Raw genomic sequence first — 20,793 nt, forward strand, 5'->3', positions numbered from 1 at the left:
ACCCGAACGACACGCCCTAAGCCCGCGCCGGGACCCCCGTGAGTGCGGTGACGACCGGGTCGAGGGCCTGGTTGATCTCGTCGCCGATGGAGCGGAAGAAGGTGATGGGGGCGCCGTAGGGGTCGTAGACCTCGTCGGACTCCGGGTTGGGCGCCAGCAGCCAGCCGCGCAGCGCGGCGGCGGCGCCGACCAGCGCACGGGCGCGCTCGACCAGCCCGCCGTCCGGCAGGTCCGGATCGGGCTCGGGCAGCGTGGCGGGGTCTATGGCCCGCACCAGCCGGTTGAACTCCTTCAGCGTGAAGGTGCGCAGACCCGCCGAGTGGCCCATCGAGATGACCTGGGCACGGTGGTCGCGGGTGGCGGTGAGCACCAGGTCGGCGCGGATGACGTGCTCGTCGAGCAGTTCACGGCCGAGGAAGCCGGCCGGGTCGGCACCGTAGTCGGTGAGCACCGTGGCGGCGTGCGTCTCCATCGGGGCGCCCTCGTGGCCCCAGGTTCCGGCGCTCTCCACGAGCAGCCCGCCGCTGCGGTCCTCACCGAGCCGCAGTTCCAGGGCATGGCGGTGCAGCCGCTCGGTGATCGGCGAGCGGCAGACGTTGCCGGTGCTGACGTGGAGAATCCGAAAAGGGGAGGAAAGGGGTACCGGGGTGCCGTCGCCTGGTCCCGCTATGCCACGCCCCAGGGGCGCCATCAATTGGCCACCTCGAGCTCGGGTACCACCTTGCGCAGTTCTTCCGCGCTGATCGCGCCCTCGCGCAGCAGGACCGGGGTCCTGCCGGTGACATCGACGATCGAGGACGGTACGGCGGCGGGCGTCGGGCCGCCGTCCAGGTAGACGGAGACCGAGTCACCCAGCATTTCCTGTGCGGCGTCGCAGTCCTGCGGGGACGGGTGGCCGGTGAGGTTGGCGCTGGAGACGGCCATCGGACCGAAATCGGTGAGCAGCTCGATCGCGACCGGGTGCAGCGGCATCCGTACGGCGACCGTGCCACGGGTCTCACCCAGGTCCCAGGTCAGCGACGGCTGGTGCTTGGCGACGAGGGTGAGCGCGCCGGGCCAGAAGGCGTCGACCAGCTCCCAGGCCTGCTCGGAGAAGTCGGTGACCAGGCCGTGCAGGGTGTTGGGGGACCCGACGAGGACCGGGGAGGGCATACCGCGGCCGCGGCCCTTGGCCTCCAGCAGGTCGCCGACGGCCTCGGCGCTGAAGGCGTCCGCGCCGATGCCGTAGACGGTGTCGGTCGGCAGCACGACCAGCTCACCGCGGCGGACGGCCGAGGCGGCCTCGCGCAGACCGGTGGTGCGGTCGGTCGCGTCGCTGCAGTCGTATCGCCGTGCCATTACGGGACCTCCTCGTGCGAAACGAATACTTCGGATGCATCGGCTGCATCAGGCGCCGAAGCGGGCCACGTCATGGCGTCGCCCGGCGCGCGGTGGCGAAACGGGGCCTGTTGTTGAGGTCCGGGTGGTCGGCCGCATCGGCCCAGCCCCGCTCCTCGGTGAAGATCCACGGCACCTGCCCGCCCTGGGTGTCGGCATGCTCGATGACGACCACACCCCCGGGCCGCAGCAGGCGGTGTGCGGTCCGCTCGATGCCCCGGATGGTGTCCAGGCCGTCCTGGCCCGAGAACAGCGCGAGCTCGGGGTCGTGGTCGCGGGCCTCGGGTGCGACGTACTCCCACTCGGTCAGCGGGATGTACGGCGGGTTGGAGACGACCAGGTCGACCTGCCCGTCCAGTTCGGGAAGCGCGGTCAGCGCATTGCCGTGATGGAGAACGACGCGGGACCCCTCGACGTTCTTGCGGGCGTAGTCCAGGGCCTCTTCGGACAGCTCCACGGCGTGCACCCGCGAGCGGGGCACCTCCTGCGCCAGGGCGAGGGCGATCGCCCCCGAGCCGGTGCACAGGTCGACGATCAGCGGCTCGACGACGTCCATGGCGCGTACGGCGTCTATCGCCCAGCCGACCACCGACTCGGTCTCCGGGCGGGGCACGAACACCCCTGGCCCCACGGAGAGTTCGAGGTAGCGGAAGAACGCCCGGCCGGTGATGTGCTGGAGCGGCTCCCGGGCCTCGCGGCGGGCGACGGCCTCCCAGTAGCGGGCGTCGAAGTCCGCGTCCTTGACGTGGTGCAGCTCCCCCCGTTTGACACCGTGCACGAACGAGGCGAGTTCCTCGGCGTCGAAGCGCGGCGAGGGCACACCGGCGTCGGCCAGCCGCTGGGTGGCCTGGGCCACCTCGGCGAGCAGAAGGTTCACGGGGCCTTCCTCCTAGTGCGCTGCGTCTTCATGGTGCGGTTCGCCGTCGATCGGCCGGGGGTCCCCCGGGGGATTGCTGTCTCCAGCCGGTGCGTACAGGGTCGGGCGGGCTTACTGGGCGGCGGCGAGCTTGGCGGCCGAGTCGGCGTCGACACACGCCTGGATGACCGGGTCGAGCTCGCCGTCGAGCACCTGGTCCAAGTTGTACGCCTTGAAACCGACCCGGTGGTCCGAGATCCGGTTTTCCGGGAAGTTGTACGTACGGATGCGCTCCGAACGGTCTACCGTGCGGACCTGGCTGCGCCGGGCGTCCGACGCCTCCCGCTCGGCCTCTTCCTGGGCGGCGGCCAGCAGCCGGGAGCGCAGGATGCGCATCGCCTGCTCCTTGTTCTGGAGCTGGCTCTTCTCGTTCTGGCAGGAGACGACGATGCCGGTGGGCAGATGCGTGATGCGCACCGCGGAGTCGGTGGTGTTGACCGACTGGCCGCCGGGCCCGGAGGAGCGGTAGACGTCGATCCTCAGGTCGTTGGGGCCGATCTCGACCTCGACCTCCTCGGCCTCGGGCGTGACCAGCACACCGGCCGCGGAGGTGTGGATCCGGCCCTGTGACTCGGTGGCGGGCACCCGCTGGACGCGGTGCACCCCGCCTTCGTACTTCATCCGCGCCCAGACGCCCTGTCCGGGCTCGGTGGCGCCGCCCCCGCCCTTGGTCTTCACCGCGACCTGGACGTCCTTGTAGCCGCCGAGGTCGGACTCGTTGGCCTCCAGGATCTCGGTCTTCCAGCCGGCCCGCTCGGCGTAGCGCAGATACATCCGCAGCAGGTCGCCGGCGAACAGCGCGGACTCCTCGCCGCCCTCACCGGCCTTGACCTCGAGGATGACGTCCTTGTCGTCGCTGGGGTCACGCGGGACGAGCAGCAGCCGCAGCTTCTCGGTGAGCTCCTCGCGCTGTGCGTCGAGTTCCTTGACCTCGTCGGCGAAGTCCGGGTCGTCCGCGGCGAATTCGCGCGCGGTCTCCATGTCCTCGCCGGTCTGCTTCCAGTCGCGGTACGTCGCGATGATCGGGGTCAGCTCGGCATAGCGCTTGTTGAGCCGCATGGCCTCACGCTGGTCGGCGTGGACCGCGGGGTCGGCCAGCCGCTTCTCGAGATCGGCGTGCTCGCCGATCAGTTCTTCGACCGCCTCGAACATCGTGGAGTTCCTCTGCTGGCTGCTGTGGTGACCGGGGTACCGGGGCGCCGGCCCGTCGGGTGCTGCGCCGCGGGCCCCGGGACGCCCGTACGGGAGCCAAGGGCCAGGACGACAAAACGCCGGTCCGGTCACCCCTGAGCAGGGGCGACCGGAGACCGGCGCCTTGAGGGTCGCTACTTCTTGGCAGCGGCGCCCTTGCCGAAGCGGGCCTCGAAGCGGGCCACGCGGCCGCCCGTGTCCAGAATCTTCTGCTTGCCGGTGTAGAACGGGTGGCACTCGGAGCAGATGTCGGCGCGGACCGTGCCGCTGGCGACCGTGCTACGGGTGGTGAAGGACGCGCCACAGGTGCAGCTGACCTGGGTCTCGACGTACTCCGGGTGGATGTCGCGCTTCAAGGGATTCTCCTAGGTTCGGGAGTGCACCGGGTCGTGTCGCGGGTTGCGTCACGTGAACCGGGGCCGACGGTCCAGTCTGCCAGGACTAGCCGTATCTCCCAAAACCGGGGTAGGTCCGCAAGTATTCCCCGGACCGTTTCCAGGGCCGCCCGGTCCCGGAACCCCGCCTTCCGGCTACTTCACGTACTTGTCCGTGCCGCCCTGGTCACCGGCCGAACCCTTGATCGCGGACTTGGGGATTTCCTTGTCCACCCGCAGCGCGTCCCAGACCTGCTCGCTCTTCTTCGTCAGTGGCACCACACGGTCCGGGTTGGCCGGGTCGTACGTCACCGGCAGCGTCACCATGTCGATGTTCTCCGACCCGATGTTGCCCAGGCTCTTGGCCAGGCCGGTCAGTTCACTGACCGAGTTGAGGTCGGTATCGGTGGTGATGGCCTTGGTGGCCGTATCGGCGATGTCGTAGAGCTTGGTGGGGTTGGTGAGCACCCCGACGTTCTTGACCTGGTTCATCAGGGCCTTGATGAACGCCTGCTGCAGCTGGATGCGGCCCAGGTCGCTGCCGTCTCCGCCGGGCACGCCGTGCCGGGTCCGGACGAGGCCGAGCGACTGCTCGCCGTTGAGGTTGTGCTTGCCGGGCTGCAGGTGCAGATGGCTGTGGTCGTCGTCGATCGGCTTGCTGGTGGTGATGTCCACCCCGCCCAGCGCGTCGATGAGCTTCTTGAAGCCGGTGAAGTCGACCTCGACGAAGTGGTCCATACGGACATCACTCATCGACTCGACGGTCTTGACCGCGCAGGTCGGCCCGCCGACCTCGAACGCCGTGTTGAACATCGCCCGCTGCGCGCCGGGGACGTCCTTGCCGTCCTTGGTGGTGCAGTCGGGGCGCTTGACCATGGTGTCCCGGGGGACGCTGACCACGCTGGCCTTCTTGTGGCCCTTGTACACATGCACGATCATCGCCGTGTCGGAGCGCGCGGCGCCCTCGTCCTTGCCGTACTCGCCGTTCTTGCCGGCGCGGGAGTCGGACCCCATCACGAGGATGTTCATCGAGCCGTCGTCGATGTTCTTCGGGCGGTCGTGTCCGAGGGCGGCGTTGATGTCGACGCCCTTCAGATTGCCGTTGAGCTTGAAGTAGACGTAGCCGAGTCCGGCCCCACCCAGCAGTGCGGCGCTGGTCAGCGTGCACAGGGTGATGGTCACGGCTCGGCGGCGCCGGGTCGGGCCCTTGCGCCGGCGGCCCGTGGCACGTATGCCGCGGGCACGGCTTTCGGCCGTCTTCGCGGTCCCGCTGCTGTCCGCCATCTGCTCCTCAGTCCTCGTTCGCTCGGCTGCCCCTCGCCGCCGCCGTGCCGTGTGCAGACACGGCCCGTTGCTCCATGTCAGACGGGAGGTCGACGGGAAGGGTTGCACAGCGGGTCATGAGCGCTTTCTTAGAAATCCGCGGCGGCCGGGCGGGCGGGCCCGGGACCTTCGACTCCGCCACCTGGGCTTTCGCCCCTTTTTCCAGCATGGCTGGAACCGTGCGGGTTGCACGGATCTGTGCGGAAGGTCTCAAGCGCGCCCGTGCAGCGGCCCGTGGAGCGCGGCCCAGGTCACAGATCACCGTCGCGCCCGTGCCGTACGGGGGCGCTCAGCACGAAGCCCCCCTCACCCGTGAGGGCGAGGGGGGCTCGGTGGACGGCGCGGCGCGCCCGGCGGGCGTCAGTCGTTGCCGTTGCCCGTGGTCGGCGTCGTCTTCTGGATCTGCAGCAGGAACTCCGCGTTGGACTTCGTCTGCTTCATCTTGTCCAGCAGCAGCTCGATGGCCTGCTGCTGGTCCAGGGCGTGCAGCACCCGGCGCAGCTTCCACACGATGGCGAGCTCGTCGCTGCCCATGAGGATCTCTTCCTTACGGGTGCTGGACGCGTCCACGTCCACCGCCGGGAAGATGCGCTTGTCCGAGAGCTTGCGGTCGAGCTTGAGCTCCAGGTTGCCGGTGCCCTTGAACTCCTCGAAGATCACCTCGTCCATCCGCGAGCCGGTCTCGACCAGCGCGGTGGCCAGGATGGTCAGCGAACCGCCGTCCTCGATGTTGCGCGCCGCGCCGAAGAAGCGCTTCGGCGGGTAGAGCGCGGTCGAGTCGACACCACCGGACAGGATGCGGCCCGAGGCCGGGGCGGCGAGGTTGTACGCACGTCCCAGACGGGTGATCGAGTCCAGCAGGACGACCACGTCGTGACCCAGCTCGACGAGGCGCTTGGCGCGCTCGATGGCCAGCTCGGCGACGGTGGTGTGGTCCTCGGCCGGGCGGTCGAAGGTCGAGGAGATGACCTCGCCCTTCACCGACCGCTGCATGTCGGTGACCTCTTCCGGACGCTCGTCGACGAGGACGACCATCAGGTGGCACTCGGGGTTGTTGCGGGTGATCGAGTTGGCGATCGCCTGCATGATCATGGTCTTGCCGGTCTTCGGCGGGGCCACGATAAGCCCTCGCTGGCCCTTGCCGATCGGCGTGACCAGGTCGATGATCCGGGTCGTCAGACCGCCCGACTCCCCCTCCAGGCGCAGTCGCTCCTGCGGGTACAGGGGCGTCAGCTTCCCGAACTCCGGCCGTCCGCGGCCCTGTTCGGGCGCCACGCTGTTGACCGTGTCGAGCCGGACCAGCGCGTTGAACTTCTCGCGCCGCTCGCCGTCCTTGGGCTGGCGGACCGCACCGGTGACGTGGTCACCCTTGCGCAGACCGTTCTTGCGGACCTGGGCGAGCGAGACGTAGACGTCGTTCGGGCCGGGCAGGTAGCCCGAGGTCCGGATGAACGCGTAGTTGTCCAGGATGTCGAGGATGCCCGCGACCGGGATCAGGACGTCGTCCTCGGACACCTGCGGCTCGTTGCCGAAGTCCTCACGGCCGCCGCGACGGCCCCGGCGGTCGCGGTAGCGGCCGCGACGGCCCCGGCGGCCGCCCTCGAAGTCGTCGTCGTCATCGGTACGGCGGTCCCGCTGGCGCTGGCCGCCCTGACCGCCCTGGCCGCCGTCGCCGGCGTCGCCGCCCTTGCGGCGGTCCCCGCGGTCACGGTCACGCTGGCGCTGGCCCCGCTCACCGCGGTCGCCACGGTCACCCTTCTGGCCGCGGTCCTGGCGGTCGCCGCGGTCCTGGCGCTCGCCGCCCTTGCCGGGCCGGCCCTCGCCGGTCTCCTGCGGGGACACCGCGGTGTCGGTCTTGGCGTCCGCCTTGACCTCGGTCTTCGCCTCGACCTTGGTGTCGGTCTTGAGGTCGCCCGAGGCGGCCTCCGGGCTGCCCGCGGCGGCGGTGGCGCGACGCCGGCGGCGCTCACCGGCCGGCTGCTCGTCGCTGACCGGCTGACCGGGGATGTCGATCTGCTGCTGGGCCCCGGCCTGGTCCGCGGCCTTGTCGCCCTTGGCGGGCTTGGCGGCCTTGCCGGCGGCCGGCTCCGCGCTGTCGTCGCCGGTGCGGGCCTTGGAGGTCGTCCGGCGCTTGGGCTTGGTCTCGGTGTCGGCGGGCGCGTCGGCCTTGGCGGCGGAGCCTGAGCCTCCGGCCTGCTTCTCCTTGATGACCTCGATCAGCTGGCTCTTGCGCATCCGCGCGGTGCCCTTGATACCGAGGCCGGAGGCGACCTGCTGCAGCTCTGCCAGGACCATGCCGTCAAGGCCGGTGCCGGAACGGCGGCGCCGCGTAGGCGCGGCGGGAGCGTCCGTGGCGGGCGCGGTGGCACTGCCATCGGTGCGCGCGCCCATCAGATCGGTGGTGTCGCTCACGAAGGGTCCTTCCCTGGAGCGGGCGTCGGCCTGTCTGGCTCGGCGACCGGTTGTGCTGTCCGGCTGGGTCCTTGGTCTTGTGGACCGGTGCCGGGGCGGTGGTCCCGCCGGAAGTGGCGGAGAGATCAGTTCATGGCGCCGGCGTGAAGAGATGCAGAGTGGCCCATGTCGTCACGCCGATTCCGGAGCGTGCTCACTCCTGCTCAGGCCATTGCTCCAAGCAGTTTGGGAGGCTCCCGGAAGAAAGTGGTCCCTATGGGGGACACGAAGCACCGCGCCACTCAGGCGTCGAGTACTGACTTGAGGTTAACACTACCGGGTCCAACAAACATTCCCCCTCTCCAAGACCGGCAATCGTCGATCACCCGCGTGATCACCCGGCGAGCGGCAGTACGCAGGTGCCCGCCGCATCGAGGGCCAGCCGGTTGGCCGCCCACCCCTCTCCCGCCAGTGCCGCGACCTTCTCGGCCGCCGCGTCCTCGACCAGTGCGAGCACCGTGGGGCCCGCACCGGACACAACTGCGGGGACGCCGTCCGCACGCAGTCGGTTCACCAGGGCCACGCTCTCCGGCATCGCGGGGGCGCGGTACTCCTGGTGGAGTCGGTCCTCGGTCGCGGCGAGCAGCAGCTCGGGGCGCCTGGTCAGGGCCTCGACGAGCAGTGCGGCGCGGCCGGCGTTGGCCGCGGCGTCCACATGCGGGACGGTACGCGGCAGCAGTCCACGGGCGGTCTCGGTCAGCACCGGCTTTCCGGGCACGAAGACCACCGGAACGATGGAATCGGCGGGATCCATCCGGATCGCACGCGCGGTTCCGGTGTCCATCCAGGCGAGCGTGAAACCGCCCAGCAGACAGGCGGCGACATTGTCGGGGTGGCCCTCGATCTCGGTGGCCAGCTCCAGCAGCGCGGTGTCGTCGAGCTTTTGCTCACCGCCTATCGTCACGGCGCGGGCGGCCACGATGCCCGCGCTGATGGCTGCCGAGGAAGACCCCAGGCCGCGGCCGTGCGGGATGCGGTTGGCGCAGACGATTTCCAGGCCGCGCGGCTGCCCGCCGAGCAGCTCGAAGGCGGCGCGCATCGACCGTACGAGCAGGTGGCTCTCGTCACGCGGAAGGGTGTCGGCACCCTCACCCGCGATGTCGATGTGCAGTCCGGAGTCGGCGACGCGCACCACGACATCGTCGTACAGGCCCAGGGATAGACCCAGGGCATCGAAGCCGGGACCGAGATTGGCGCTGGTAGCGGGGGTGCGCACCCGGACGGCGGCGGCGCGGAACGCGGGACCGGCCATCGCTCGATGACTCTCCTTGATTGATGCTGCGGTACTGCCCCGGAGCGCCGCGGCACCGAAGTGCCCGGCCGATTCCTGGGGTCTGTTCTGACCTGCCCTGAACACCACTGCGTTATGCCGTGGGGAGGGGAGTTGGCTGCCAGCCTATCGAAGGAAGGTTCTGTCGCGACATAGGGCGCACAGGAGGCGCACGATGCGTGTCGCGCGCCTTCCCGTGCCTCGACGCTGTCTTCCCTGATCTTTGCAGCCTTTGCACAGTTTGCTGTGCGGGGGGTGACGGGGCGTGTGCCGCCCCGTCACCGTCTGCCGTACCCGCGTTTCCGCCCGTACGGCCGCCGGTCCTAGGCGAGGCCCAGGCGCTCGGCCGCGGCGCCCGCGTCGATCGGGACCGTGACCGGCTGCGGCGCTCCGGCCACCGCCCAGTCCGGGTCCTTGAGACCGTTGCCGGTGACCGTGCAGACGATGCGCTGGCCCGGGTCGACCTTGCCCTCCTCGGCGGCCTTGAGCAGACCGGCGACCGAGGCGGCCGAGGCGGGCTCCACGAAGACGCCTTCCCGCGCCGCCAACAGGCGGTAGGCGGCCAGGATTTGACGGTCGGTCACGTCGTCGATGAAGCCGCCGGACTCGTCCCGCGCCTGCTGGGCGTACGACCACGAGGCCGGGTTGCCGATGCGGATCGCGGTGGCGATGGTGGTCGGGTCCTTGACGACCTCACCGCGCACGATGGGCGCGCTGCCGGAGGCCTGGAAGCCCCACATCCGCGGGGTGTGCGTGGCGATGCCGTCCGCCGCGTACTCCTTGTAGCCCCTCCAGTACGCCGTGATGTTGCCGGCGTTGCCGACGGGCAGCACATGGATGTCGGGGGCGTCGCCGAGCATGTCGACGATTTCGAACGCCGCGGTCTTCTGGCCCTCGATACGCACCGGGTTAACGGAGTTCACAAGTGCGACGGGGTAGTTGTCGGACAGGCTCCGGGCCAGCGTCAGACAGTCGTCGAAATTTCCGTCGACCTGGAGGATCTTCGCGCCGTGGACCAGTGCCTGGCCCATCTTGCCGAGCGCGATCTTGCCCTGCGGGACGAGGACGGCGCAGACCATGCCTGCGCGGACCGCGTAGGCCGCGGCCGAGGCGGAGGTGTTGCCGGTGGAGGCGCAGATGACCGCCTTGGCGCCCTCCTCCTTGGCGCGCGTGATGGCCATCGTCATGCCGCGGTCCTTGAAGGAACCGGTGGGGTTGGCACCCTCGACCTTGAGGTGCACCTCGCAGCCGGTGCGCTCGGAGAGCAGCTGCGCCGGTACGAGGGGGGTGCCGCCCTCGCGGAGGGTGACGACCTCGGTCGTGTCGCTGACCGGCAGCCGGTCACGGTATTCCTCGATGATTCCGCGCCACTGACGGCTCGCGGTGGAATTGGCAGACATGGGTTCCTTTACTCCCCTTCGACCCGCATGATGCTGGCGACACCGCGCACGGTGTCCAGCTCGCGCAGTGCCCCGACGGTCGACGACAGGGCCGCGTCCGCCGCTCGGTGGGTGACGATGACGAGGGATGCCTCGCCGTCCTTGCCCGACTGACGGACCGTATCGATCGATACGCCGTGTTCGGCGAAGATGGTCGCGACCTGCGCGAGCACGCCGGGCTTGTCAGCCACATCAAGGCTGATGTGGTACCGCGTGATGACCGCGCCCATGGGGCTGACGGGCAGCCGGGTGTAGGCGGACTCGCCCGGTCCGGTGGCCCCGGCGAGCTTGTTGCGGCAGACCGCGACGAGGTCGCCGAGGACCGCGGAGGCGGTCGGCGAACCGCCCGCACCCGGCCCGTAGAACATCAGCTGACCGGCCGCCTCGGCCTCGACGAAGACCGCGTTGTACGCCTCACGGACGGAGGCGAGCGGATGCGTCAGCGGAATCATCGCGGGGTGCACCCGCGCGGTCACCGACGCACCGTCCACGGCCCGCTCGCAGATGGCCAGCAGCTTGACCGTGCAGCCCATCCGCTTGGCGGAGGCGATATCGGCCGCGGTGACCTCCGTGAGGCCCTCGCGGTGCACATCGTCGATGGTCACGCGGGTGTGGAAGGCGATACCGGCCAGGATCGCGGCCTTGGCGGCGGCGTCGAAGCCCTCGACGTCGGCGGTCGGGTCGGCCTCGGCGTAACCGAGCGCGGTCGCCTCGTCCAGCGCCTCGCTGTAGCCGGCCCCCGTGGAGTCCATCTTGTCGAGGATGAAGTTGGTGGTGCCGTTGACGATGCCGAGCACCCGGTTGACCTTGTCCCCGGCGAGCGACTCGCGCAGCGGCCGCACCAGCGGGATCGCACCGGCGACGGCGGCCTCGTAATACAGGTCCGCGCCATTGGCCTCGGCCGCCGCATGCAGCGCCGCACCGTCCGCCGCGACCAGCGCCTTGTTGGCGGAGACCACGCTCGCACCGTGCTCGAAAGCGGTGGTGATCAGCGTGCGGGCCGGCTCGATCCCGCCGATGACCTCGATCACGACATCAATGTCGCCGCGTTTGACGAGCGCGGTCGCATCGGTGGTGACCAGCTCGGCCGGGACGCCCTCGCGCACCTTGTCGGGGCGGCGGACGGCGATCCCGGCGAGCTCCACGGGCGCACCGATGCGGGCGGCGAGGTCGTCGGCGTGCGTCGTCATGATGCGCGTCACCTCTGAGCCGACAACACCACAGCCCAGGAGCGCCACTTTCAGCGGACGCGTACGCATCATTCGACCTCTGCTTCTCATCGATCAGCGAATTCCAGCTTGCTCATGCACAAGTCTCACGCACCGGACGGCAGTTTCCGCCCATCGTCCAGATGCCGAGACATTTATTTCATCCAGGACAGGGATCCGGCGATCCGGCCCTACCCGACATCCAACCGCAGGAGATCTTCCTCCGTCTCCCGCCGGACGATCACCCGGGCGGCACCGTCCCTGACCGCTACGACCGGCGGCCGCAGCGAGTGGTTGTAGTTGCTCGCCATGGAACGGCAGTACGCACCGGTCGCCGGCACCGCGAGCAGATCCCCGGGCGCCACGTCCGCCGGCAGGAAAGCATCGCGCACGACGATGTCGCCACTCTCACAGTGCTTGCCGACCACGCGCGAGAGCATCGGCTCGGCATCGGAGGTGCGCGACACCAGCGCCACGCTGTACTCCGCGTCGTAGAGCGCCGTGCGGATGTTGTCCGACATCCCGCCGTCCACGGACACATAGGTCCGCAGCCCTTCCAGCTCCTTGACCGTGCCGACCTCGTACAGCGTGAAGGCCGTCGGGCCCACGATCGCGCGCCCCGGCTCGACCGACAGCCGCGGCATCCGCAGCCCCGCCGACTCACACTCCCGGCGCACGATCTCCCCCAGCGCCGTCGCGATCTCATGCGGCTCGCGCGGATCGTCGTCCGAGGTGTACGCGATGCCGAGGCCGCCGCCCAGGTCGATCTCGGGCAGCTCGATGCCGTGCTCGTCCCGCACCTCGGTCAGCAGCTGCACCACCCGGCGGGCCGATACCTCGAATCCCGCCATATCGAAGATCTGCGACCCGATATGGCTGTGAATTCCGATGAGCTCCAGGCCGTCCAGCTTGAGCGCCCGGCGCACGGCCTCCGCCGCCTGTCCGCCCGCCAGCGCGATGCCGAACTTCTGGTCCTCGTGCGCGGTCGCGATGAACTCATGCGTATGCGCCTCGACACCGACCGTGACCCGGATCTGCACCCGCTGCCGCTTGCCCAGCCGCTCCGCGATATGCGCGACCCGCACCATCTCCTGGAACGAGTCGAGCACGATCCGCCCGACGCCCGCTTCCACGGCCCGGGTGATTTCCTCGGTGCTCTTGTTGTTCCCGTGCAGGGCGATCCGCTCGGCCGGCATTCCGGCCGCCAGCGCCGTGGCCAGTTCGCCCCCGGAACAGACGTCGAGGTTCAGTCCCTCTTCGTTCAGCCACCGCACGATGGCCAGGGACAGAAAAGCCTTCCCGGCGTAGAACACATCAGCTTCCGGCCCGAAAGCGTCCTTCCAGGCCCGGCAGCGCGCCCGGAAGTCATCCTCGTCCAGGAAATACGCCGGTGTACCGAATTCCTCGGCGAGCGCGGTGACATCCAGCCCGCCGACGGTGACCACACCGTCGGCATTGCGCCCGACCGTACGGGACCAGACCCGCGGGTCGAGGGTGTTCAGATCGGCGGGCGGCCCGGCGTAATGGCCCTCGGGCAACACATCGGCGTGCCGGGGCCCTGCGGGGTGCGCGGAACGGCTCATAACAGTGGAGATCCCCTCAAAATCGTTCAGAGGTGTTCGGGGGCGGAGATGCCGAGCAGACGCAGGCCGTTGGCGAGCACCGTCCCTCCGGCCTCGGCAAGGGCCAGCCTGGCGCGATGCACGGCCAAGGGTTTCTGCTCCCCGACGGGCAGCGGCGGACAGATGTCATGCCACCGGAAGAACGCGTCCGCCGTCGCTTCCAGATGCCGCACCACCCGGTCCGGCGCCCGGAGCCGCGCGGCGGCCTCGATGGCGGAGGGATAGGTGGCGAGGAGGGTGTGAAAGGTCTGCAGGGTCTGAGCGGCGGATGCGGCCCCGTCCGACGGGCTCTCGCCCACGGCTTCGCCGCGCGCCGGAGCGCCCACGTCCCCCGGCTCGCTCCCGAATCCCAGCTCCTGCGCGTAACGCCCCAGCGCCCGCGCCCGCGCGGCCGCATACTGCACCCGGAACCGCGGATTGCTCTCCCGCTGCACGGGCCGCTCGGGCACCCGCACCGGATCCTGCGCGGCAGGCCGCAACAACACCCAGCGCGCTTCATCGACGCCGAGACGGGCGATGAGGGCAGTCAGGTCGGGTGGGGTGGCCACGGGGGCGGCCCGACGACCGTCGATGGCCGCTGCTCCGGCCGCTGCCCGGATACGCGCCAGCGCCTCGGCGACGACGACGTCACGGGCGCTGGGGGCAGGGCCGGCGGGGTCAGGCTCGGGGCTGGATCCTGGGCCGGCAACATCGCCACCGCCCACACCGCGGACACGGACACTGCGCACACTCCGGTCCCCGTAACCGTCCCCCTGCGCCAGCACCTCCCGCACCAGCGCGACCTGCGCCCCGTCCCCCAACGTGAAGTTCAGAAATCCCGGCCCGGCGATCTCGACCCGGGTGATCCCGGCGCTCCCGATCAGCCGCTTCCGCAAAATCTCGGCGACCTCGCGAGCCGGCCGCCCCGCCTGCCGGGCGAGCTGCAGCGCGACATTGGAGGCGTAGTCCCCACACCCCGGCCGCGGCGGCGGCTGCACCACGATCCGCGCCGGTACGGGCACGGAGAGCTCCTGCTCCTCCACCGCACCACGCACGGAGCGCAGGACGGTACGGGAGAGCTCAGCGGGGGTCACAGGACAAGCGTATGGGAGACCGGGGGTACCTATGCGACCCGGTTTCGCCCTGTGGACATCCACGCAGCGTTCCAGGGCGCCCGGTCACCTCTCCGGCTATTCCCCGCCCGCGTCCACCATGCCGACCCCACCGGACGCGGCGACCCCACCGGACGAGGCGCCGCGCCCCGCCCCTCCCCCGCCCCCGTCGCTCTCCCCGTCCTCTTCCTCGGCCCCACCCGCGGGCCCACGCTCCCGCTGCCGCTGCCGGCCCTCACGCACCAGCATCTCCACGGTCCGTACCAGCTCGGCCGGCTCGAACGGCTTCGCGAGAAAGGCGTCCACGCCCACTGTCTCGCCGTTGTCCACCTCGCCCTGGGTGCACGCGCTGACGATGGCGATCGGGATGTCCCACGTCCGCGGATCGGAGCGCAACCGCGCCGCGGTGTGCAGACCGTTGAGCCGCGGCATCACGACATCAAGGGTCACGACATCAGGTCTCACGTGGTGCACGACATCCAGACATTCGGCACCATCAGCCGCGGTCACGACCTCGAAGCCCTCCAGCTCGAGATTGACCCTGATCAACTGGCGGATCACCTTGTTGTCGTCGACAACAAGGATCCGACCGGACAAGCCAGGCACACCATGAGACTAGGACCCCACCTGTGACTGCGTCCCGGTTTTCCCCACTTCCGCCCCCGTGCGAGGGACCTTTGCCCGACCCTCACCGCCACGCCCCTCACATGCGCTAGGACCCCCGGCCACCCCTTCTCGGCCCCTCACCCGCCTCCCGCGAAACCTGTTCATGAACACCCCATCAGAGCTGGTAGTGTTCTACCCGTCGCCACGAGAACACAGGCGGCAACGCCCCCGTAGCTCAGGGGATAGAGCAACGGCCTCCGGAGCCGTGTGCGCAGGTTCGAATCCTGCCGGGGGCACTTCGCAGGAAGTGCCTGAAGGACCCTCTAGCCAGTGAAAACTGGGAGAGGGTCTTTTCGCGTTCGGCTTCTCTTTCTGTCTGCCTTTCTGTGTGCGCACTCCTCCAAGCGCCAAAGGGCCGGCATCGCGTCGCTCCCCGGCCCCCGTTCCGGTCCTCTTCACCTGCGGGCGGCGGGAACGTCGCCGTCGGGCGTTCGGTGCGCCGTCGCGAGCACCACGGTGTGGAGGAACCATTCCAGCACCGCGGAGATGTCGTCCCCGTGGTCGGCGAAGGCCTCGACCGGGAAGGACGGGCGCAGGTCGAGTTTCGCTTCGGCCAGGTCGATGCCGTCGATGTCGTTCAGCCGCGTCATCCCCGGCGGTGATCCGGCCCGGCGCAAGGACCACCGATCCCACGAAATGCGCGGCCGGCTGCCTGCCGTCCAGATGGTCTTCGACCAATTCCAGTACGTCGTCCCACAGTTGCCGCAGCTCTTCTCGGTGCCAGCTGTAAGTGCGCTGATACAGCGGAATCTGGAACTGCTTCTCACCCTGGACGATTTTGCTGAACGTGGTCTCTTGCGCGTGCACGCGTCCCCTCCCGACGTGGTCCCGCCGACAGCCATCGTCTCGTAGCTGCGTGCCGCGGTCAGGGGAACCGGGGACGTCGTCCGCTTTGCCCGCGACGGAAGGTGCCGGGCCGTGTGTCGGTCTTCCTGGGAGGGAAGTTCCGCGTGTGTTGTGTTGTGTCGTGCCGTCCCGTGCTGTCTCGTGCCGTGTCGTTCGGCCTTCGGTGGCCGGGGGGGGGGAGCCGCGTGCACATCCGCCGGTGGGCCGGACAGCCAAAAACCGGGCGCCAAGCCACTCGGCCAAGTGCCCGGTCAATGGGGGACGCGGAGCTGGGGTGGGGTCAGCCGTCCAGGCGCACCGGCAGGGATTCGATTCCGTAGACGATGGAGAGCTTGCGGAATTCCAGGTCCTCCGGATTGGCGGCAAGGCGCATGTTCGGGAAGCGGCGCACCAAAGCGGGGTAGGCGGCACGGAGTTCCATCCGGGCCAGTTCCGCGCCTACGCAGCGGTGAATTCCGTAGCCGAAGGCGAGATGGGAGGGGACATTGCGGGTGGGGTCGAACTGTTCCATTTCCGGGCCCAGTTTGCCGTCCCGGTCCGCACCGCTCAGTGAGCACAGCACCACATCTCCGGAGGCGATCTGGACGCCGCCGATTTCCAGGTCCTCGCGGGCGAAGCGCGGGAAGGCCACCTGTACGACGGTCAAGTAACGGAGGAGTTCCTCGACGTAGCTGTCGACGACGTCATCGCCGTCGTGAAGGGCCGCGAAGTGCTTCGGGTCCTGGAGGAGGACCAGGGCGCCGAGGGCCAGCATGCTGGCGGTGGTTTCGAAGCCGCCGGTGAGGACACCGTCGGCGAGGCCCGCCAGCTCTTCGTCGCTGACCGAGTCGCCGTGTTCCTTCACGATCATGCCGAGCAGGCCGTCGCCCGGGTTCTCGCGCTGCTTCTTGACGATGTCCCGGAAATAGGAAAGAGATTCAGATATGGCGCCGAAGGAGGCGTTCGCGCCGCTGAAAAGGTCGAAGCGGGCGGCGCTGAGGCGTTCGAAATCGGCGCGGTCTTCGTAAGGGACGCCGAGGAGCTCGCAAATGACGAGGGAGGGGATGGGAAGGGCGAATGAGTGGACAATGTCGACCGGGTCGCCGTCTTTGCCCGCCTTTTCCATCGCGTCGAGACGTTCCTCGACGATCTCATGGATACGGGGCGTGAGCCGCCCGAGGCGCCGCATGGTGAATTCGGGGGTCAGGAGCCGGCGGAGACGGGTGTGCACGGGCGGGTCGGCGAATCCGAGTCCGCCGGGATTCTGTTCGGCACCGGCACCGGCCTTGCCGACGAGGTTGGTGAAGTCCGAGCTGAAGGCATTGGCCTTCCCCAGCACCGCCTTGACCTCGTCGTAGCCGGTGACCAGCCAGACGTTGGCAGCTATCGGCACGGGAAGCTTGCTGACGGGCTCCCGCTCCCGGACGGCCGCCAAATCGCCCACAGGGTTGAGGCCGTCGCGCCGCAATGGCATCAGGACGGACTCGGGCAAGAAAGACATTCGAGACAGGTCGAAGCCTTTCTTCTGTGTTCTCGCCAGATACATACGGCCGGCCCAGGCGATGATCCGGGAACGGAGAGTCGTCATGACGCTAATACTGCCTTTCGTCGAGGGGGACGGTCACCCGCGCTCGGCGGCCCAAGACGGCCGGTGCAGCACGGAACCTCCACTCGGCGTGCACGGGTGTGACGTACGCCATAGCCCCTCGCTTACGGTGGTCATGGCACAGGTCCATGCCATCGACCGGAGTCTTCGGTCGTCCGCATCAGCGTGACGAGCTCGGCCTCGGCCTTCTTCTTCTATTCGGTCTGGACGAGTTTACAAAGTGCCATTGGCCGCGTTCACGGAACAACCCGGGATGCCCCTGGGAGACCCCTGGTTCATCCCTGACTCTTCCCTTAGACATGCCCCCGCGGCTCCAGGCCCCCACCACCCTCGCGCACTCCCCTGCACGACGGCGAACTGGCGCGTCCGGTAGGTCAGCACGTCGCCGATGCCGCGCAGCCGCTTGCCCTTGCGGCGGGCGACAGGCCTTGTGGGGGTGTCGCCCGATGGCGGGTGCGGTGGACAGGCCGCTGGGGGCGCCGCGATGGGCGGGCACTCGGGGCGTCGCGGTGGGCGGGCGCTCGGGCGCCGCGCGGGGTGGTGAACGGTACTTTGGGGAGGGTGAGTTAGGGCGGTGCGGCGGCCTCCGTGAGCCTCGGGCGGGACGTTGGGGCACTGCGGGCCCCATGGCGGCACCCCGTCGACTCCGACCCCGACCTCAGCCCGGCCCCGGCCCCGACTCCGACCCCGGCCCCGACCCGACCCGGCCCGGCCCGGCCCGGATTCTGACGCGGACGCGACCCGCCCCCACCCCACCCCTCATTACGGAGTGTGATGAGTTGCGGACTCTCCGCGGCCTCTTTAGCGTGAGAGGGGAGCGAGGCAGGCGGCACGGCAAGCGCGGCGCGAGAGGGCGGCGCGCGACAGAGGGAAGCCGCACTCGCAGCCGGGGAAGGGTGCGCCAGGCACCGCACCGGCGGGGCTTCGGCCCCGGCCCGTCCGTCCAGTGACGCCCGGCAACTCTGCTCGATTCACCCCACAGGGACTCCCCTGGGACTCTCCCCTTCGCAGGAGGAAGCGCATGTTTCCGAAGTCGAAGTCCGGCAAGTTCAGCACGTTCGCGCTTTGCTTTCTGACCGGTGCGCTGGCCGGGGTCCTCGCAGCCGGCCCTGCCCTGGCGGCCGACGACGGCGAGGACGACGAGCTCGTCGAGTACGAGGGCCGGGTCGTCGCCAAGGAGGGCCTGGTGCTGCGTACCGGGCCGAGTACCGAGTACAGCGCGATCGGCATGAAGGAGTACGGGACCGTGGTGGGGATCACCTGCCGGGTCAACGGGCAGCGCGTCGAGGGCAACCCGGTCTGGTTCAGGCTCAGCGATGCCTCGTACGTCTGGTCCTCGACGCGGGACATCGTGCACGACGGGGAGGACCCGCGGTGGTGCTGAGGCGCAAGCGACAGACGTGGGACCGGCAGAGGTGGGACCGACAGAGGTGGGACCGGTAGAGGTGGGACCGACAGAGGTGGGACCGGCAGAGGCCGGACCGGCAGAGGCCGGACCGGCATGCGGCGGGGAGGCGCCCCGGCGGCGCGTGCTGACGGCACCCCTGTCACCCCCTACGGGACCCCTACCCCCCGGCCTGTCGCACCCCTACGCTGCCGCGCGACGGGCACGTACGCCCCGAACGTCGCATCCGGCATAACGGAAATAACGGTCGCCGCTTGCTACGTTGCCAGGCATGACGGCAATGGCAAGGGCGGCGGCCGCACGCCCGGCGGACACTCCCCCACCGTTGCCACTGCTGCCCAAGCGACGGGGCATCGAACTGGCCCTCCTCGTAGGCGCGGTCCTGATCAGCGTCTGTGGATATGTGGTCGTGGGGCTGGCCAGAGGGCATGCGCTGCCGGGCGGTGCGGTCCGGTACGGCGCCGGGCTCGGCGCACTCGCGCTGCTCGCGCATCTCGCCGTCCGCTTTCGCGCCCCGTATGCCGATCCGCTGCTGCTGCCCACCGCCGTGCTGCTCAACGGGCTCGGGCTGGTGCTGATCTTCCGGCTCGATCTGGAGACCCCGGCCGACCATGCCGCGCCCACCCAGCTGATGTGGTCGACGGTCGGCGTCGGGCTCTTCATCATGGTGGTGGTGCTGCTGCGCGACCACCGCATGCTGCAGCGGTACGCCTATCTCTGTGCGGCGCTCGCGCTGCTGCTGATGGCGGCGCCGATTCTTTTCCCCGCCATCAACGGGGCGAAGATCTGGATCCGTATCGCCGGATTTTCCATTCAGCCGGGCGAGTTCGCCAAGGTTTTGATCACCGTCTTCTTCGCGGCCTATCTTGCCGCCAACCGCAGCGCGCTGGCCCACACGGGACGCCGGATGGGGCGGCTGCGGCTGCCCACCGGCCGGGTGCTGGGACCGATCGTCGCGATCTGGCTGATCAGCGTCGCGGTGCTGGTCCTGGAGCGTGATCTGGGCACCTCGCTCCTCTTCTTCGCCATCTTCGTCGTCCTGTTGTACGTGGCCACCGGGCGCACCGGCTGGATCGCGGTCGGGCTGGTCCTGGCGGGCGTCGGGGCGGCCGCCGTCGGCACACTGGAGCCGCATGTGCACAGCAGGGTCGAGGACTGGCAGCATCCGTTCGCCGGTATCGCGGCGGGCCGGGGGCCCGGTCAGCTCGCCCAGTCGCTGTTCGCGTTCGCCGCCGGGGGGATGCTCGGCACCGGCCTCGGTCAGGGCCACTCCTCTCTGATCGGCTTCGCCATGAAGTCCGACTTCATCCTGGCGACCTTCGGCGAGGAACTCGGGCTGGCCGGACTGACCGCACTGTTCCTGCTGTACGCGCTGCTGGTGGCCCGCGGCTACCGGGCCGCGCTCGGTCTGCGGGATCCGTTCGGCAGCCTGCTGGCCGTGGGGCTGGCGGCGCTGCCCGCCCTTCAGGTCTTCGTCATCGCGGGCGGGGTGACGGGGCTGATTCCGCTGACGGGGATGGCGATGCCGTTTCTCGCGCAGGGCGGATCGTCCGTCGTCACGAACTGGATCATCATCGCGCTGCTGCTGCGGATCAGCGACCGGGCGCGGACGCCACGGCCGGAAGGGAACGGCATCAGGGTCGGGAACGGGACAGGCGACAGCGCGGGGAGCCGCGGTACGGCGAGCCCGGCGAGGAGCCAGGGGGCGCACACAGCCGGAAGGGACGCGGGGTTCGGGGCGGGGAGCTGGGTGGCGGGGTTTCTGAAACCGACGCGGTCCCAGGACCGGACGCGGTCCCAGGACCGGACGCGGTCCCAGGACCAGATGCGGTCCCAGGGCCGGACGGAACTGCAAGCCCGGACACAGGCGCAAGCCCTGACACAGGCGCGGGGGCAGACGCAGGCTCAGGGGCCGACGCAGTCGAAGGGCCGCCCCGAGGCGCAGGCCCAGACACACTCGAAGGCCCGCCCCCAGGCGCAGGACCGGCCCCCGGCAACCCCGCCACCGGCCGCTGCCGATGACGCCCCC

16 protein-coding genes, 1 tRNA gene and 2 pseudogenes are annotated in these 20,793 nt (G+C 69.8%); 3 read left to right on the top strand and 16 right to left on the bottom strand.

Annotation, left to right across the window (positions count from 1 at the left end):
• Positions 1 to 16 precede the first annotated feature (16 nt).
• The 13 genes from SLV14N_RS12375 to SLV14N_RS12435 all read right to left on the bottom strand — a co-directional run bounded on the left by SLV14N_RS12375 (position 17) and on the right by SLV14N_RS12435 (position 14,859).
• Complete coding sequence (locus SLV14N_RS12375) at positions 17 to 691, bottom strand: protein-tyrosine-phosphatase (protein WP_208680973.1); 675 nt, start codon at positions 689 to 691, stop codon at positions 17 to 19.
• Positions 691 to 1,338 carry an L-threonylcarbamoyladenylate synthase gene (locus SLV14N_RS12380; RefSeq protein ID WP_018087395.1) on the bottom strand — a complete coding sequence of 216 codons (648 nt, stop codon included), beginning with the start codon at positions 1,336 to 1,338 and terminating at the stop codon, positions 691 to 693. The genes SLV14N_RS12375 and SLV14N_RS12380 overlap by 1 nt, the downstream gene beginning before the upstream one ends.
• Before the next feature lie 70 nt (positions 1,339 to 1,408).
• Positions 1,409 to 2,254: a peptide chain release factor N(5)-glutamine methyltransferase gene (gene prmC / locus SLV14N_RS12385; protein WP_018087396.1), complete on the bottom strand. Its 846-nt coding sequence runs from the start codon at positions 2,252 to 2,254 to the stop codon at positions 1,409 to 1,411.
• A gap of 111 nt (positions 2,255 to 2,365) precedes the next feature.
• Positions 2,366 to 3,445: a peptide chain release factor 1 gene (gene prfA / locus SLV14N_RS12390; RefSeq protein ID WP_208680974.1), complete on the bottom strand. Its 1,080-nt coding sequence runs from the start codon at positions 3,443 to 3,445 to the stop codon at positions 2,366 to 2,368.
• A gap of 173 nt (positions 3,446 to 3,618) precedes the next feature.
• Positions 3,619 to 3,840 (bottom strand): 50S ribosomal protein L31, encoded by a 222-nt coding sequence (gene rpmE / locus SLV14N_RS12395; RefSeq protein WP_208680975.1) that lies wholly within the window; start codon positions 3,838 to 3,840, stop codon positions 3,619 to 3,621.
• Positions 3,841 to 4,014: 174 nt separating this feature from the next.
• Positions 4,015 to 5,142, bottom strand: a complete 1,128-nt coding sequence (locus SLV14N_RS12400) for an LCP family protein (protein WP_208680976.1) — start codon at positions 5,140 to 5,142, stop codon at positions 4,015 to 4,017.
• 399 nt (positions 5,143 to 5,541) lie between these two features.
• Positions 5,542 to 7,593 (bottom strand): transcription termination factor Rho, encoded by a 2,052-nt coding sequence (gene rho / locus SLV14N_RS12405; protein ID WP_208680977.1) that lies wholly within the window; start codon positions 7,591 to 7,593, stop codon positions 5,542 to 5,544.
• 373 nt (positions 7,594 to 7,966) lie between these two features.
• Positions 7,967 to 8,884, bottom strand: a complete 918-nt coding sequence (gene thrB, locus SLV14N_RS12410; RefSeq protein WP_208680978.1) for a homoserine kinase — start codon at positions 8,882 to 8,884, stop codon at positions 7,967 to 7,969.
• 341 nt (positions 8,885 to 9,225) lie between these two features.
• Positions 9,226 to 10,302 carry a threonine synthase gene (gene thrC / locus SLV14N_RS12415; protein ID WP_263269349.1) on the bottom strand — a complete coding sequence of 359 codons (1,077 nt, stop codon included), beginning with the start codon at positions 10,300 to 10,302 and terminating at the stop codon, positions 9,226 to 9,228.
• Between the two features lie 8 nt (positions 10,303 to 10,310).
• Positions 10,311 to 11,603: a homoserine dehydrogenase gene (locus tag SLV14N_RS12420; RefSeq protein ID WP_208680979.1), complete on the bottom strand. Its 1,293-nt coding sequence runs from the start codon at positions 11,601 to 11,603 to the stop codon at positions 10,311 to 10,313.
• Positions 11,604 to 11,740: 137 nt separating this feature from the next.
• Entirely contained in the window at positions 11,741 to 13,132 is a 1,392-nt protein-coding gene (gene lysA, locus SLV14N_RS12425) for a diaminopimelate decarboxylase (RefSeq protein ID WP_263269350.1), read from the bottom strand.
• Between the two features lie 26 nt (positions 13,133 to 13,158).
• Complete coding sequence (nrtL, locus tag SLV14N_RS12430; RefSeq protein WP_263269351.1) at positions 13,159 to 14,244, bottom strand: ArgS-related anticodon-binding protein NrtL; 1,086 nt, start codon at positions 14,242 to 14,244, stop codon at positions 13,159 to 13,161.
• A 96-nt stretch (positions 14,245 to 14,340) separates the two neighbouring features.
• Positions 14,341 to 14,859, bottom strand: a complete 519-nt coding sequence (locus tag SLV14N_RS12435; RefSeq protein WP_263269352.1) for a response regulator — start codon at positions 14,857 to 14,859, stop codon at positions 14,341 to 14,343.
• Positions 14,860 to 15,092: 233 nt separating this feature from the next.
• Here SLV14N_RS12435 and SLV14N_RS12440 point away from each other — a divergent pair.
• Positions 15,093 to 15,164: transfer RNA gene (locus SLV14N_RS12440), tRNA-Arg, on the top strand.
• 159 nt (positions 15,165 to 15,323) lie between these two features.
• Here SLV14N_RS12440 and SLV14N_RS12445 read toward each other — a convergent pair.
• The 3 genes and pseudogenes from SLV14N_RS12445 to SLV14N_RS12455 all read right to left on the bottom strand — a co-directional run bounded on the left by SLV14N_RS12445 (position 15,324) and on the right by SLV14N_RS12455 (position 17,341).
• A complete protein-coding gene (locus SLV14N_RS12445; protein WP_208680982.1) occupies positions 15,324 to 15,518 on the bottom strand; it encodes a hypothetical protein in 195 nt (64 codons plus the stop codon).
• A gap of 1 nt (position 15,519) precedes the next feature.
• Positions 15,520 to 15,735: pseudogene (locus SLV14N_RS12450) on the bottom strand (DUF262 domain-containing protein); the annotation flags it as partial.
• Positions 15,736 to 16,054: 319 nt separating this feature from the next.
• Entirely contained in the window at positions 16,055 to 17,341 is a 1,287-nt protein-coding gene (locus SLV14N_RS12455) for a cytochrome P450 (protein WP_263269353.1), read from the bottom strand.
• 1,039 nt (positions 17,342 to 18,380) lie between these two features.
• Here SLV14N_RS12455 and SLV14N_RS12460 point away from each other — a divergent pair.
• Together SLV14N_RS12460 and SLV14N_RS12465 are read left to right on the top strand one after the other, a co-directional pair.
• Positions 18,381 to 18,743: a hypothetical protein gene (locus SLV14N_RS12460; RefSeq protein WP_263269354.1), complete on the top strand. Its 363-nt coding sequence runs from the start codon at positions 18,381 to 18,383 to the stop codon at positions 18,741 to 18,743.
• Positions 18,744 to 19,044: 301 nt separating this feature from the next.
• Positions 19,045 to 20,388 (top strand): annotated as a pseudogene (locus SLV14N_RS12465) (FtsW/RodA/SpoVE family cell cycle protein); the annotation flags it as partial.
• Positions 20,389 to 20,793 lie beyond the last annotated feature (405 nt).

Source organism: Streptomyces sp. Je 1-4 4N24 (assembly GCF_026239515.1).
Classification (GTDB): Bacteria; Actinomycetota; Actinomycetes; order Streptomycetales; family Streptomycetaceae; genus Streptomyces; species Streptomyces nigrescens.

Bases quoted from the DNA above. Each gene is read 5' to 3' on its own strand.
- lysA (WP_263269350.1), bottom strand. From the start codon at position 13,132: ATGAGCCGTTCCGCGCACCCCGCAGGGCCCCGGCACGCCGATGTGTTG.
- thrB (WP_208680978.1), bottom strand. From the start codon at position 8,884: ATGGCCGGTCCCGCGTTCCGCGCCGCCGCCGTCCGGGTGCGCACCCCC.
- SLV14N_RS12455 (WP_263269353.1), bottom strand. From the start codon at position 17,341: ATGACGACTCTCCGTTCCCGGATCATCGCCTGGGCCGGCCGTATGTAT.
- thrC (WP_263269349.1), bottom strand. From the start codon at position 10,302: ATGTCTGCCAATTCCACCGCGAGCCGTCAGTGGCGCGGAATCATCGAG.
- SLV14N_RS12420 (WP_208680979.1), bottom strand. From the start codon at position 11,603: ATGATGCGTACGCGTCCGCTGAAAGTGGCGCTCCTGGGCTGTGGTGTT.
- SLV14N_RS12400 (WP_208680976.1), bottom strand. From the start codon at position 5,142: ATGGCGGACAGCAGCGGGACCGCGAAGACGGCCGAAAGCCGTGCCCGC.
- SLV14N_RS12445 (WP_208680982.1), bottom strand. From the start codon at position 15,518: ATGACGCGGCTGAACGACATCGACGGCATCGACCTGGCCGAAGCGAAA.
- prfA (WP_208680974.1), bottom strand. From the start codon at position 3,445: ATGTTCGAGGCGGTCGAAGAACTGATCGGCGAGCACGCCGATCTCGAG.
- SLV14N_RS12380 (WP_018087395.1), bottom strand. From the start codon at position 1,338: ATGGCACGGCGATACGACTGCAGCGACGCGACCGACCGCACCACCGGT.
- SLV14N_RS12460 (WP_263269354.1), top strand. From the start codon at position 18,381: ATGTTTCCGAAGTCGAAGTCCGGCAAGTTCAGCACGTTCGCGCTTTGC.
- SLV14N_RS12375 (WP_208680973.1), bottom strand. From the start codon at position 691: ATGGCGCCCCTGGGGCGTGGCATAGCGGGACCAGGCGACGGCACCCCG.